Annotated in this window: 13 protein-coding genes; 8 read left to right on the top strand and 5 right to left on the bottom strand. The window is 37.9% G+C overall.

Annotated elements, in window-relative coordinates:
- Nucleotides 1-94: 94 nt before the first annotated feature.
- From H4J56_RS05670 to H4J56_RS05705, 8 genes are all read left to right on the top strand, one after another.
- Nucleotides 95-1,666, top strand: a complete 1,572-nt coding sequence (locus H4J56_RS05670) for a tryptophan halogenase family protein (RefSeq protein ID WP_070375820.1) — start codon at nt 95-97, stop codon at nt 1,664-1,666.
- A 12-nt stretch (nt 1,667-1,678) separates the two neighbouring features.
- Nucleotides 1,679-3,232: a tryptophan halogenase family protein gene (locus H4J56_RS05675; protein WP_083278020.1), complete on the top strand. Its 1,554-nt coding sequence runs from the start codon at nt 1,679-1,681 to the stop codon at nt 3,230-3,232.
- Nucleotides 3,233-3,271: 39 nt separating this feature from the next.
- Entirely contained in the window at nt 3,272-3,973 is a 702-nt protein-coding gene (locus H4J56_RS05680) for a SapC family protein (RefSeq protein WP_182258983.1), read from the top strand.
- A gap of 90 nt (nt 3,974-4,063) precedes the next feature.
- The gene (locus H4J56_RS05685) at nt 4,064-6,721 is read left to right on the top strand and encodes a family 20 glycosylhydrolase (protein ID WP_182258984.1); all 2,658 of its coding nucleotides are present in this window, start codon (nt 4,064-4,066) and stop codon (nt 6,719-6,721) included.
- A 219-nt stretch (nt 6,722-6,940) separates the two neighbouring features.
- Nucleotides 6,941-7,834: an N-acetylglucosamine kinase gene (nagK, locus tag H4J56_RS05690; protein ID WP_182258985.1), complete on the top strand. Its 894-nt coding sequence runs from the start codon at nt 6,941-6,943 to the stop codon at nt 7,832-7,834.
- A gap of 44 nt (nt 7,835-7,878) precedes the next feature.
- Complete coding sequence (gene nagA / locus H4J56_RS05695) at nt 7,879-9,012, top strand: N-acetylglucosamine-6-phosphate deacetylase (protein WP_182230182.1); 1,134 nt, start codon at nt 7,879-7,881, stop codon at nt 9,010-9,012.
- Nucleotides 9,013-9,076: 64 nt separating this feature from the next.
- Nucleotides 9,077-10,369, top strand: coding sequence for an N-acetylglucosamine MFS transporter NagP (gene nagP / locus H4J56_RS05700; RefSeq protein ID WP_070377171.1), 1,293 nt, complete (start codon nt 9,077-9,079; stop codon nt 10,367-10,369).
- 362 nt (nt 10,370-10,731) lie between these two features.
- Entirely contained in the window at nt 10,732-10,953 is a 222-nt protein-coding gene (locus H4J56_RS05705) for a TIGR02922 family protein (protein ID WP_070375825.1), read from the top strand.
- 90 nt (nt 10,954-11,043) lie between these two features.
- Here the strand turns inward: H4J56_RS05705 and ccmE are convergent, their stop codons facing one another.
- The 5 genes from ccmE to ccmA are packed head-to-tail and all read right to left on the bottom strand — an operon-like array spanning nt 11,044 to nt 13,954.
- The gene (gene ccmE / locus H4J56_RS05710; RefSeq protein ID WP_070375826.1) at nt 11,044-11,559 is read right to left on the bottom strand and encodes a cytochrome c maturation protein CcmE; all 516 of its coding nucleotides are present in this window, start codon (nt 11,557-11,559) and stop codon (nt 11,044-11,046) included.
- Nucleotides 11,556-11,831, bottom strand: coding sequence for a heme exporter protein CcmD (ccmD, locus tag H4J56_RS05715; protein ID WP_182218286.1), 276 nt, complete (start codon nt 11,829-11,831; stop codon nt 11,556-11,558). The genes ccmE and ccmD overlap by 4 nt, the downstream gene beginning before the upstream one ends.
- The gene (locus H4J56_RS05720) at nt 11,831-12,577 is read right to left on the bottom strand and encodes a heme ABC transporter permease (RefSeq protein ID WP_070375828.1); all 747 of its coding nucleotides are present in this window, start codon (nt 12,575-12,577) and stop codon (nt 11,831-11,833) included. The genes ccmD and H4J56_RS05720 overlap by 1 nt, the downstream gene beginning before the upstream one ends.
- Nucleotides 12,577-13,269: a heme exporter protein CcmB gene (ccmB, locus tag H4J56_RS05725; protein WP_070375829.1), complete on the bottom strand. Its 693-nt coding sequence runs from the start codon at nt 13,267-13,269 to the stop codon at nt 12,577-12,579. Before ccmB ends, H4J56_RS05720 begins: the two co-directional genes overlap by 1 nt.
- A gap of 10 nt (nt 13,270-13,279) precedes the next feature.
- Entirely contained in the window at nt 13,280-13,954 is a 675-nt protein-coding gene (gene ccmA, locus H4J56_RS05730) for a cytochrome c biogenesis heme-transporting ATPase CcmA (protein ID WP_404842433.1), read from the bottom strand.
- Nucleotides 13,955-14,281: the final 327 nt, after the last annotated feature.

Raw genomic sequence — 14,281 nt, forward strand, 5'->3', positions numbered from 1 at the left:
CTAGGCTTAGTATATATTTTTCCTAAATATCTATTGAGCCTCAATTTTATACATGAACTCCTTTCAACCCTTCATTACATGATGAGCTTTCACAATGACTACAGTTAATAATGATATTTTAATTATTGGCGGCGGAACCGCTGGTTGGTTAAGTGCTGCTATTTTGGCTAAAAGCTTAAATTGCAAAGCAGAAAATGGCATAAAGGTCACTGTCGTTGAATCACCAGATATTCCTATTATTGGTGTTGGAGAGGGGACATGGCCTAATTTAAGAGCTACATTACATAAAATAGGCGTGAGTGAAACTGACTTTATTCGTGAGTGTGATGCAACCTTCAAGCAAGGAGCTGAATTTATAAATTGGGCTACAACACCTAAACAGAATGAAAAATCAAGTTATTACCATCCACTTGGCACGGTAAGTCACTCTTCTTATGACTTTAATTTAGCTCCCTATTGGTTGTTAAAAAATAAAACGACTAGATTACCTTATGACCAAGCAGTAGCTTCTCAGGCAAGAATTTGTGACCAAGGTTTAGCGCCTAAGCAAATCGTTATGCCCGAATACAGTGCTGCACAAGAATACGCATACCATTTAAATGCCAATAAATTTTCTAACTTTTTAAAAAAACATTGTATTGATAATTTAGGGGTGAAATTTGTTAGTGCTAATGTGACGAACATCGTCTTGGATGAAAATGACTTTATCACACATGTTGAAACAGATCATTGTGAAGAAAAGCAAATATCCGCAGATTTTTTTATCGATTGTAGTGGCTCTAAAGGGCTTATTATTAAGCAAACTTATAATATTGAATGGCATGATATTAGCGATGTTCTTTTTAATGATACGGCTTTTGCTGTTCAAGTTCCTTATGCAGATAAAAAGCAACCAATCAAAACACACACCTTATCGACAGCACAAGAAGCTGGATGGATTTGGGATATTGGCCTACAAGAAAGGCGCGGCGTAGGTCATGTTTTTAGTAGCAAATATATTAGTGATGAAAAAGCTAAACAACAGCTCATCGACTATATTGGCGAAGATTATACCGACGATCTGGTTATTCGAAAAATTCCAATAAAGCTCGGCTACCACCAGAAATTTTGGCATAAAAATAGTGTTGCCATTGGCATGTCTGCAGGTTTTGTTGAACCACTAGAAGCCTCCGCTATTTATTTGTTTGATGCGGCAGCTACCATGATTGCAGCGCAATTTCCTCGTGACAAAAAGCAAATGCTTTATGCGGAGCAACAGTTTAATCAAAACTTTAAAATTCGTATGGAACGAACGGTTGAATTTATTAAGTTACATTATTGCATTTCAGCGCGCAGAGATTCGCAATATTGGATTGATAATTGTGAGCCAACCACAATACCAAATAAGTTAAAACAAAGACTCGAATTCTGGAAAAATCAACCACCGACAAAGTTCGACTTTGACCATGCATGGGAACCCTTTAACTTAGACAGTTATTTGTATGTATTGTATGGCATGCATTATCAAACAGATTTATCAGGCAATCTTTCGGCTTATCCAGATGTTAAAAAAGCTGAAAAATTATTTTCTAATGTTGATCGACAAAGTGAATTATTGAAAAATCAATTACCCAAACAACGCGATCTCATTGAAAAAGTAAAAGAATTTGGATTTAACAAAGTATAAAGGTGTTATTGAATGGATGATGGAATGATTAATCAAGTTGTTATTGTTGGGGGAGGCACTGCTGGCTGGCTAACAGCGGCTAAACTTGCAAAGCATCTTGGCTCGAATAAGTCAGATGCAGTGCAGGTTACTCTTATTGAATCACCTGATATTCCAACCGTGGGCGTCGGTGAAGGTACGTGGCCAACCATGCGAAAAACATTGGCTGATTTAGATATCGAAGAACATGACTTTATTAATTATTGTAATGCCTCTTTTAAGCAGGCAACAAAATTTGTTAATTGGCGAACGCCTGCTAAAAATGGTCAAGACTCTGTTTATTATCACTTGTTTAGTTCTGTTGCCCATGCAGATGAATTTAATCTCAGTCCTTATTGGTCTTTGTCAGATCAGCAAATAGATTACGCTAATTTTGTTAGCCCTCAGGCGCTTATTTGTGAAGGTGGTTTAGCACCAAAAACAATAGCTAATAGAGGTTACGATGGTTTATTAAATTATGCTTATCATTTAGATGCAGGCAAATTTGCTGATTTTTTAAAAAAGATAAGCTGCGAACGTTTCGGTGTTAAGCATTTAGCGGCAAATGTATTATCCGCAAATTTGAATGCTTTAGGTGAAATATCCTCTATTGAGACAAAAGAGTTAGGGCGTATTGAAGGTGATTTTTTCGTAGATTGTACGGGGGGGCGCTGCTTATTGTTAGGTGAAGCTTTAGGGGTCGGGTTTACGCCAATTAATGACGTTTTATTTACCGATAATGCGATAGCGATACAAGTACCTTATCAAAATGAAGAGGATGCTATAAGTAGTTCTACTATTTCAACAGCACATTCTGCGGGTTGGACATGGGACATAGGGTTGTCAAATAGGCGTGGTACTGGCTATGTTTATTGTTCTGATTTTGTCAGTCATGATCAAGCAGAGCAAACATTACGTGATTATATTGGTCCACAAGCAGAACAACTGTCAGCGCGAAGGTTAAAAATCTCATCAGGGTATAGAAACAAATTTTGGGAAAAAAACTGTGTGGCAGTAGGCATGTCTGCCGCTTTTGTTGAGCCCTTAGAGGCTTCAGCTATTTTTCTTATTGAGGCTTCAGCCAATATGCTGTGTGAATTATTTCCTCGTAATAAGCGACAATTACCTGCAGTTGAAAAAACATTTAATGACTCATTTCACTACCGTTGGAAAAGGACGATAGACTTTATTAAGTTACATTATTTTTTATCTCAACGACAAGAAAGTTTTTGGTTAGAAAATAAGTCTCTAAATTCCGTACCAGAAAGTTTATTAGAACAACTCGATAATTGGAAACATCGTCCGGTGAGTAAATATGATTTTCAAAATACCTTTGAACCTTTTATTCAAGACAGCTACCAATATGTTTTGCACGGCATGGGCTACGTACAAGCATTAGAATATAACGCTTCAACGTTTAATGAACATCGTATGCTTGAAAGCATTTTAAAGAAAAATGCTAAATTAAAACAACAGCTACAAAATAATCTGCCAACCAATAGAGACTTACTGAATAAGGTAAGGGCTTTTGGTTTTCAAAAAATATAAAAATATAAAAATATAAAATAAATATTACTGGAGAAATACATGGCTAACTTATCGCCACTCAATAAAAGTCAGCATCAAGCACTGAAAGTAAAAGTAGACCCTAGTTATGCACATAGTGCTAATAGCCATGTTACCCCTATTTCCGTTTTTGAATTGCCGCAAGTTCAGGCGGAATATCCTATTGTTTTTATTAAGGATGCAGAAACAGGACGTTTCCACTTAGTTGCGTTACTTGGCTTAAAGCCGCAGGAAAATTTGTTTCATAAAAAAGAGGGCTGGAATGCTTTATATGTTCCTCAGCATTTGACTAACTTCCCTTTTGTATTATCGTCGTCTGTTGAACAACCTAATAATTTTGTTGTGGGTATTGATTTAGACAGTAAAACGGTATCAGACAGCGATGGCGAAGCATTGTTTACTGATACGGGTGAGCAAACAAAGTATTTAGTACAAGTCACAGAAAATCTTGCTCGAGCTAATTCACAGCTTAATGCAACGCAACTTTTTATCAATACAATGGTAGATAAAAGTTTACTCTCTTCTCAATCATTAACGATTAAACCTATTAACGCTAAAGAGTTCACGGTAACGGGGTTATATTCCATCGATGAAGAAGCCTTTAAAGATTTAAATGATGCAGACTACCAAGAATTAAAAGACAAAGGGTTTCTTGCTGCGATATATAGTTGTTTGTTTTCTACCCAGCGGATCGCGAAGTTAATTAGCCTTAGCGAAAACTAAACATCAATATCGACTAATTACAATGGAGCCTGAACCCCGAAGAAGTTTTGGCATTCTATTGATTAACCTAAACTTGTGAGTAAGAAAAACATGAACAGACAACTCATTGTCTTATTTTTGGTAACGAGCATAAATTTATTCGGCTGTGAAAAATCACCAACTCATTCCGCTACGACCAATGACAAGACCCAGCAAGATGTATTACTTAAACGCTTAGTTAAAGCGACTCAAACTGATATTGACAAGATTGCTGAAACGCTCAATGTTAAGTATAAAGTATTGACCAATATACCCAGTGATAAGTGTGATATAAATATCGCCGACGGTAATTGCTTTGAAGTTGAGCTAAGTTTCACCGCGACTCAATCTATAACTAGTAATGATTGGCATATTCACTTTAGCCAAATTGCGCCTATTCAATCCTTTGAAAGTGATGAATTTTCTGTTGTTCATATTAATGGCGATTTACATAAAATATTGTTGAATGATAAGTTTAAAGGCTTTACTGCAGGTGAAACCAAAACCTTATTGTTTAGAGCTATGTTTTGGTCGTTGTCTGAAACAGATGCTTTACCTAACTATATTGTCAGTGCAAATAATTTACAGCCACGCGTTATAGCCAGTACCAAGCCATATTCAAACAGTGAAACAGGATTAGAAGTACTGCCTTATGTTGTGCCGTTCACTGATGTTGAAAAGCAGTTTAAACGCACCGCCCAAGATTCTACTCAGTGGCTTGATGCGGCAAGTTTATATCAAAGAAATACCCAATTAGGTGAGCAAAAGCTCGATGTGAGCAAGGTGATTATACCTACGCCGAAGTCGGTTATTTATAGTAAGAATAATGCTCAGCTTAGTCTTACTTCTGGTATTCATCTTGATTATGGTAATGTCGACAAAGATGATGTTATCGTAGCCATTACTCGCTTAGATACCTTAGGAATTGCTAATAATACTCAAGGCAAGCCTGTCACGTTAAGACTGCTTGAAGACAACAGCAAAATGATTGGCAGTTACCAATTAGACATCACCACAACAGATATTAAGATCACAGGTGTTGACGGCGCTGGTGTTTTTAATGGCTTGCAATCACTATCAAGCTTAATCACCTTAGGTTCAACGCAAGTACCTGTGTTAACGGTTAATGATGAACCTCATTATGAGTTTCGCGGTTTGTTAATTGATGTTGCGCGTAACTTTCACGATAAGACGTTTATTTTAACGCTGCTTGATCAAATGGCAGCTTATAAACTTAATAAGCTACATTTACACTTAGGTGATGATGAAGGCTGGCGATTAGAAATTCCCTCGCTCCCCGAGTTAACCGAAGTGAGTAGCAGGCGCTGTTTTGATTTAAACGATAAAAATTGTTTATTACCACAACTGGGCGCGGGTATTGACCCTAAAAGTGAAATCAATGGCTATTATTCTGTGGCTGACTATCAAGAGATATTACAAGCAGCAACGGCTCGCCATATTCAAGTGATCCCCTCTTTAGATATGCCCGGGCATTCACGTGCTGCAATTAAAGCGATGGCAGCGCGTACCAAGAAATACGCTATAGCTGAGCAAGATGACAAAGCAAAACAGTTTATCCTCCATGATGCTAATGACCCAACGGTCTATTCATCCGTGCAATTTTACAATGATAATACCATCAACGTTTGCTTAGAGTCTTCTTACGACTTTGTGACTGAAGTGATGACTCAAGTTAAGAAAATTCATGCTGATGGTGGTCAACCGTTAACGCGTTATCACATTGGCGCAGATGAAACTGCGGGCGCTTGGATAGAGTCTCAAGCCTGTAAAGACTTTATTGCCAATAACGATAAAGGTGTTAAAAAAATGAGTGAACTTGGTGCTTATTTTATTGAGCGTGTTGCTGGTATTTTATCAGCATTAGACATAGAAACCGCAGGTTGGAGCGATGGTATGGAGCATACCCGCAAAGAAAATATGCCGGCTATTGTTCAGTCGAACGCTTGGGATACGTTAGCGTGGGGAGGTCATAATAAAACCCATCAATTAGTCAATAGAGATTGGCAAGTTGTGCTGTCATCACCTGATGTACTTTATTTTGATTTCCCTTATGAAGCTGATCCCAAAGAACATGGTTATTATTGGGCCTCTCGCCACACTAACACCGAAAAAGTCTTTCAATTCATACCCGACAATTTACCTATTCATGCGGAGTTTTGGTTAGACCGTCAAGACAATCCTTATCAAGCCGATGATAGCCAAACCCCGATGAAGTTAGGTAATCGTTTCCTCGGTATCCAAGGGCAGTTATGGAGTGAAAATACTCGCACTGACCATACGGCGCAATATAAATTATTTCCACGACTCTTTGCTTTAGCCGAGCGTGCATGGCACTTAGCTGATTGGGCAGTTCCTTATAATTATCAGGGGGCTAAATACAGTCAGGCAACTAAATTTTTTACTGCAGAGAAAAAAGCCCTGCGCGATCAACAGTGGCAATTATTTGCGAATACTATCGGTCAAAAAGCCTTAATTAAATTAGAAAATGATAATATTTTTTATCGATTACCTACCGTAGGTGCCATCGTAAAAGAAGGGAAGCTTTATGCCAATATTGCTTTTCCTGGTATCGCTATTGAGTATCAAGTATCGGCGGGCAATTGGACTCGTTACCAAGGGCCAGTAGCTATCGAGGGCACAGTAAACGTTCGCAGCATTAGCTTTGATGGACAACGTAAAGGTCGGGCAGTAACGATTAATAACCACTAATTTGGGGTTTACGCTCTTGGCGGGCTAGTTAATAAAGCCCGCTTAATCAGACTATTCATTATTTATTTTGTAATAGAAAAATAAAAAAAGCATTTTTATTAAAAAAACAAATGACAACGCTGTCATTTGTCGTTAAGATAAAATCAGATTACATTTTAGACACTGGCTGTTTATTAAGCATTGTGATTAAAATAATAAATATAGAGACATGAGGTCAACATGCTGAGCAGCAGCGGCAACAACGAAATATTCTTAGGCATAGATGGCGGTGGCAGCAAATGCAAAGCTATCCTAATGTCGAATGATAATAAAATATTAGGTACTGGCATTGCGGGGCCTGCTAACCCGTTGCACGGTTATGAACAAGCTATAAATTCAATTGCTGAGTCGGCTAAATTAGCACTTAAAAATGCCGAAATTGATGAAAGTGAGCTCGGTAATATAATTGCCGGTGTTGGTCTTGCTGGGGTGAATTTACCGGTTTTATTTGAGCAAATGTCAAACTGGCAGCATCCGTTTAAAAAGATGTATCTTGCCACTGATTTACTTATTGCTTGTCTTGGAGCTCACGATGGTAAAGACGGTGCAGTGATGATAACGGGGACTGGTTCATGTGGCTTTTCATATGTTGATGGCCATCCTTATATTGTTGGCGCTCATGGTTTTCCTCATGGGGATAAAGGTAGCGGTGCATGGTTTGGGTTACAGGCAGCAAAACAATCTTTGTTATCACTCGATGGATTAATTCCTCATTCATCCATTAATGACAAAGTATTAGCGTTATTAAATGTCAAAGATGATGTTGAATTAGTCGAAGTGATTGCTGGTAAGCCAGCCGCTTTTTATGCCCGTATGGCTAATTTGGTTTTTGACTCTGCAGAAGAAGGTGACAAAATTGCGTTAGATATTGTTGCACAAGGCGCTGAATATATTAGCCATGTGGCCAGGCAGTTATTAAAGCAAAATCCACCTGCCATTGCATTAATTGGTGGCTTAACACCAAGAATAAAGCCTTGGTTAGATAAAGATATTAAACGACAACTGATCGAGCCAAAGCATCCACCAGAAGTTGGTTCAGTAATTTACGCTAAACAACAACTTGCTTTACAGTAAAGCCTAGCCAATTAATTGATAGAATTTAAGGAACAAGCATTGCTATGACTATATTTCGTCTTTACGTTAAAAAATTATTTGATGGGCAAAATTTTATTGACCATCAAGTGTTAACGATCACCGATGGAAAGATCACAGCATTTGATAATAATATCTCTGACGTTGATGATGTGCTTGATGGTTTAGTGGTCCCAGGCTTTATTGATCTACAGGTCAACGGAGGTGGAGGTGCACTATTTAACAACTCACCATCATTAAAAAACATTAAAACTATCATGGCCGCTCATGCCAAGTTTGGTACTACAGCGATGTTACCTACCCTTATAACCGATAAAATATCAGTGATGCAACAGGCCGCAGAAGCAATGGCAGAAGCAATGGCAGAAAAAACACCAGGTATTATTGGTATTCACTTTGAAGGCCCACATTTATCTGTTGCTAAAAAAGGGGCACATATCGAAGAGCACATTCGCGCCATTTCACCACAAGAATGGCAAGTGCTTGAACGTAAAGATATCGGGCAAATACTGGTGACACTTGCCCCTGAAACGGTAAATGTTGATGACATTGCTCGCATGGTTTCGTTGGGTATTAAGGTGTGCTTAGGCCACACCAATGCTGATTTTAACACCGCACAAAAAGCGTTAGAAGCGGGTGCTGACGGATTTACTCATTTGTATAATGCTATGTCGGCAATACAGGGCAGAGAGCCGGGTGTAACGGGTTGTGCTTTGCTCAATGATCAAGCAAGTTGTGGCTTAATTGTTGATGGTCATCATGTTAATTACGAGAGCTGTAAATTAGCGCTGAAAACTAAACCAGTAGGAAGGGTTTTCTTAGTAACTGATGCAATGCCACCGGTAGGTACAAGCGATGTTGAGTTTACTTTAGTTGGTAAAAAAGTGCGGCTTAAAAATGGCAAGTTAACGTCAACAACAGGGGAGTTGGCAGGGTCGGTGTTGAATATGGCGCAAGCAGTAGCTAATACTCATTTAGGCCTGAGGTTACCTTTAGATGAAGCGCTTAGAATGGCCTCAAAATACCCAGCCAATTATATTAAGCAAAGTGATATTCGTGGCAGTTTAACAATAGGTAGTCAAGCTGACTTTGTTGAGCTTAACGATAATTTTACCGTCAAATCGACATGGATCTCTGGGCAAGCTATTTATAGAAACTAACTAACTTAACCTATCATAAAACAATAATAACAAGATAAATATTGAGGAATATATGGAACAGATAATAACAAGTGATAAACCAAAAAGTAATGCACTGCCTATGGCAATTGTCGCGGTACTCTTTTTTATACTAGGCTTTGCGACATGGCTTAATGGGTCATTAATGCCCTACCTTAAACAAATACTCCAGCTGACACCATTTCAAGCATCACTAATATTATTCTCTTTTTACATTGCCGTTACTTTTACTGCGCTGCCGTCGGCAACGATTATTCGTAAAGTAGGCTATAAAAATGGTATGGCTTTGGGAATGGCCACCATGATGGTAGCTGGCTTATTATTTATTCCTGCTGCTCAAACCCAAATTTTTGCTTTGTTTTTGTTTGCTCAGTTAGTGATGGGCTCGGGTATTACTTTATTACAAACAGCTGTTAATCCTTATGTTGTCCGTTTAGGACCTGAAGAATCTGCTGCAGCACGTATTAGTGTTATGGGAATTTTAAACAAAGGTGCCGGTGTTATTGCGCCTTTAGTCTTTACCGCCTTAATTTTGAGTGGCTTTGAAGGTCATTCAACCGAAGTACTAACCCAAGCCAGTATTGATGAGATGGCTAACTCGTTGGTACTTCCTTATTTAGGTATGGCGATTTTCATTGGTTTACTCGGTTTTGCTGTGAAAAAATCATCACTTCCAGAATTACCCAGTGAAGATGAGGAAGAAGGAGCAAATAGCAAAGGACATATTAAAGAAGCATTATCTCACCCCAATCTAGCATTAGGTGTATTAACTATCTTTTTCTACGTTGCGGTTGAAGTAATAGCCGGCGACACAATAGGTACGTTTGCCTTGTCTCTAGGTGTTGAAAATTACAGCATAATGACCTCATACACTATGATATGTATGGTGGTAGGTTACATATTAGGTATCTTTTTAATTCCTCGTTTTATTTCTCAACAAAAAGCCTTAACTGTTTCAGCCCTGCTGGGGTTGGTGTTAAGTTTAGGTGTGGTCTTTGGTGACAATAATTCATACGCTATCGCTAATATAATTCTTGTTCCTTTTGGAGGGGCAGAACTACCTGATACCTTGATGCTTATTGCATTGCTTGGTTTAGCTAATGCGATTGTTTGGCCTGCTGTTTTCCCATTAGCACTCTCTGGAATGGGGAAATTAACCAGCGTGGGCTCGGCATTATTAGTTATGGGTATTTCAGGAGGGGCATTTGGCCCACTATTTTGGGGCTTGGCAAGCGGTTCATCACTCGGTCAACAAGGGGGTTATATTGTGATGTTACCTTGTTATTTATTTATTCTATTTTATGCGCTTAAGGGCCATAAAATGAAAAGTTGGAAATAATATAGATTCTCTGGACAGTTTCTAAATATTTTAAAAAATTTATCCACATGGATATCCGATCTCACTAGTTGAGGATGCGTTAAACGATCTAATTTGATCGACCCTGGGTTTTATACTCAGGGTTTTTTTTTACTTAAAATTTACAGCAAGATACAACAATTGCTTAAAGATAACTCCGAGTTAACTTAGTGTTAACTTAACTTATTGATTTAATTGTATAATTAGCTTTGTGTTTTTTGCTGTGTTACTTTGTTTGGATACAAGGTTTACTGATTTTTTATTTTTAGCCATTGCTGAACAATAAAGTTTATAAGTGACTTTAACTTGATAAATTTATAACTCAACAATAATAAGAGTGAATAATGCAAATCTACCAAGAAAAGATAGTAACCTTGATTTATTACAGTGATGACTCCCTAGAACTTTTACATAAGATTGAATCATTTTTACAATCTGCAGAAGGGCGTGTGGTTATTCCTGAAAGCTTTAAGAAAGGTAAGTCGATTATTGCTGTTTGTGAAGGTGAGATTAACATTCTTAATAAAATCGGTGATCGTATTATTTCGGCTTATGATGTTGCTTAGCTAAACGATTAATCGTTTAAATTTTACAATAAAAAACGCTACACCAAGACAAATATAATATTTATCTTGGTGTAGCGTTTTTGTTTTTTACTAGTAGGTTTTCTTTTCTAACTGTTCTTTACTGTAACTGGGTTTTTGATGCTTTTCACCCATGTCATCAGCTAATTCTTTCGGTATGTAGTTCTCGTCATGTTTAGCTAATACTTCAGAGGCTTCAATAAAATTGCCATTAACTAACATACCATTTGCGACTATACCTTGGCCTTCACGAAATAAATCAGGCAGTATGCCGTCATAATGTACTTTAATGACAGGGTCAGAATCATTAAAAACTATTGGCATTCTCATATCTACAAGTTCAAAAGTCACGTCTAAACTTGATGGGTCACGCTTAACACTTCCAGGTACCACTAAACCACCAATGCGAAGACGTTGGCCGTCAATAGGTTTTATGCCGGTATCATCTTTACCCTGATATATTTCAGAGGGTTTATAGAAAAGATCTATATTTTGACTTAATGCATAAAGCACAAATCCAGCAACGACACTTAGGCCGACTAAAATAGATATAACGATGGTTAAACGTTTCTTACGACGTGGATTCATGAAACAACCTTATTAGAGTTTTTGGGTAAATTTTTTAAAACTGCGGTCTTGCTATCAGTTTGCTCTGCTTGCGCTGAATTTTGTTGAGCCGCTTTGCGTAACTTCTTCTCGCGCTGTAAACGAAGTGCTATTTTTTGTTTAACCTTTTTATGGTTGCTAAGACTGCTATAAATTAACGCGGCTAATAAAAAAGCACTAACGCCATAAGATAACCAAACAAAAAAAGCATAACCGCCCATATCAAAAAAGGCTGAAATACTATCAAACTGCATTATTTAATGCCCTCTGCGGTGATCAATTCACGTACCCAAGGACGCATACTATTACGTGCTAATATTTCGGTACGAAAACGGATAGAAATAACAAATGTTACCAACATGGCGATACCTAAAAAGCAGATAACAAATGGCCAGAACATATCCATACTCATTGAGGGAGCACTCATTTTACTTACGGTTGCTCCTTGATGAAGGGTATTCCACCATTCGACAGAATACTTAATAATAGGAATATTGACAACGCCAACGAGTGATAGAATGCCTGCGGCTTTACCTGCAAGGTTTTTATCCTCAAAGGCATTGTGTAAAGCAATAACACCTAAATAGAGAAAAAGTAGCACTAATTCAGACGTTAAGCGCGCATCCCATATCCACCAAGTTCCCCACATAGGTTTACCCCAAGCGGCGCCGGTAAATAATGCTATAGCGGTAATAACAGCTCCCACGGGTGCCATGGCTGCCGCCGATGCATCAGCCAGCCTGAACTGCCAGACTAAACTACAAAAAGCCGCTGATGCCATAGCTAAATATATACTCATTGATAATATAGCTGTTGGCACATGGATATAAAAAATTCTAAAACTGTCACCTTGTTGATAATCAGCTGGCGCAAAAACTAACGCCCAGATAATGCCAATAGTGAGTAAAGTGATCGTAATCTTTGCAATCCAAGGTAATAGTTTACCGACAAAGCGATACGACACTTCAGGATTTGCATAAGGATGTAGCCATTTCCACATTAGTTAGTACTCACTTTTAATGCTGCACTAACAGCAAAGGGGGCTAAGGTTAACGAGCCAAAAAACAATGCGGCAATTATAGCAAGTTGTCCGCTGTAAGGTAAGTTCATTGCCGCAGTATCTATGGCACTAGTCGCAAAAATCAATATTGGAATATAAAGTGGTAAGACTAATAAACTGAGTAAGACCCCACCTTTTTTAATACCGACAGTTAATGCAACACCAATAGCACCTAATAAACTGAGCACGGGGGTGCCGAGTAATAACGTTAGCATTAATGCCCCATAGCTATTTTCATTTAAATGTAATAATACGGCAAGTAACGGTGCAATAAAAATAAGGGGTAAGCCAGTAACCAACCAATGCGCAATAATTTTAGCCAGTACTAATATAAATATGGGATGAGGACTCAGCATCATTTGTTCTAAAGAACCATCTTCGTGATCAGATTTAAATAAGCGGTCGAGTGATAATAATGTCGCAAGTAAAGCCGCAACCCAAATAATACCAGGTGCAATACGCGCTAAAGTTGTCGACTCAGGACCAATACCAAGCGGGAATAAAGTCACGACAATGATAAAAAATAACAGTGGATTAATAATATCGTCGCGATGACGAAAAGCAATTGTAAGATCTCTTTTGATGATTAAGCTAAAAGCGGACGTATATGATAAATTATGAACGGTTGTCATGTTATTATCTCTAATAAAATCGGTAATCTAAAGTGATTTTTTTCACCTTATCTTCAGGATATGATAAGTCTTGGTGTGTGGTCAATATAACACAGCCACCACGCTGAGCATGTGCGAGAAACAATTGCTCTAATGTATTGACACCACGCTTATCGATGGCGGTGAAAGGTTCGTCTAATATCCAAATAGGCGCGGTACTTTGCCATAAACGTGCAAGTGCAATACGGCGATGCTGCCCGGCACTTAAATGTGAAGCAAGGGCATCTTCAAAACCTAACAAGTTTACTTTTTCTAACGTTTCTTCTGCTGTTGAAATGTCATTGCCATGCAAGGCAAGATTAAATACTAGGTTCTCTTGAGCGGTCATTTCACCTTTTACACCCGGTAAATGTCCTAAATAGAGTAAGTTTTGATGAAAGGCATCGCCATGGTCAACAATATTTTCTTGTTGGAATAACACGCTACCGTCATAGGGTTGAGATAAACCCGCTAAAATACGTAATAAGCTAGTTTTACCTGATCCATTTGGGCCTTCCACCTGTATAATATCACCGCTAGATACTGAAAAATTAAGTGCTTCAAATAATATTCTATCTTCACGAATACACGTTAATTCGTTAGCACAGAGCAATACTTGCTTATTCGTTCGTTCGTTCGGTGGTTGAATATTTTGAGAGTTTGCCAAAAGAATCACTTTTTGAATAATTTAAATACCAAATTTATGGAACAAATATTAACGTAATTTGCTACATAAAGAGTTGATTTAGATCGTAATACCAAGTTGGGTATTATCATACTATATCGGTCGGTAAAGGCTAGCCCTAGCAATGAGAAAATTAATCATTTATTTTCGTATTACATTAATGAAATTACTCACCATATAGTGCTAGAATTACCAAAATTTTTAGTTTGAATTGTTTTTCTTTAACTTGCTATTTACCGTTAATTGAACAACAAACTCACTAAAACGCCATATTAATGGTGTCTTTAATTGATAATTTTTGTATTCAGT

The sequence above is a fragment of the Colwellia sp. BRX8-4 genome, from assembly GCF_014077345.1.
GTDB lineage: Bacteria > Pseudomonadota > Gammaproteobacteria > Enterobacterales > Alteromonadaceae > Colwellia_A.

Coding starts and splice junctions, on each gene's coding strand:
- H4J56_RS05670 (WP_070375820.1), top strand. CDS start 95: ATGACTACAGTTAATAATGATATTTTAATTATTGGCGGCGGAACCGCT.
- H4J56_RS05675 (WP_083278020.1), top strand. CDS start 1,679: ATGGATGATGGAATGATTAATCAAGTTGTTATTGTTGGGGGAGGCACT.
- H4J56_RS05680 (WP_182258983.1), top strand. CDS start 3,272: ATGGCTAACTTATCGCCACTCAATAAAAGTCAGCATCAAGCACTGAAA.
- H4J56_RS05685 (WP_182258984.1), top strand. CDS start 4,064: ATGAACAGACAACTCATTGTCTTATTTTTGGTAACGAGCATAAATTTA.
- nagK (WP_182258985.1), top strand. CDS start 6,941: ATGCTGAGCAGCAGCGGCAACAACGAAATATTCTTAGGCATAGATGGC.
- nagA (WP_182230182.1), top strand. CDS start 7,879: ATGACTATATTTCGTCTTTACGTTAAAAAATTATTTGATGGGCAAAAT.
- H4J56_RS05705 (WP_070375825.1), top strand. CDS start 10,732: ATGCAAATCTACCAAGAAAAGATAGTAACCTTGATTTATTACAGTGAT.
- ccmE (WP_070375826.1), bottom strand. CDS start 11,559: ATGAATCCACGTCGTAAGAAACGTTTAACCATCGTTATATCTATTTTA.
- ccmD (WP_182218286.1), bottom strand. CDS start 11,831: ATGCAGTTTGATAGTATTTCAGCCTTTTTTGATATGGGCGGTTATGCT.
- H4J56_RS05720 (WP_070375828.1), bottom strand. CDS start 12,577: ATGTGGAAATGGCTACATCCTTATGCAAATCCTGAAGTGTCGTATCGC.
- ccmB (WP_070375829.1), bottom strand. CDS start 13,269: ATGACAACCGTTCATAATTTATCATATACGTCCGCTTTTAGCTTAATC.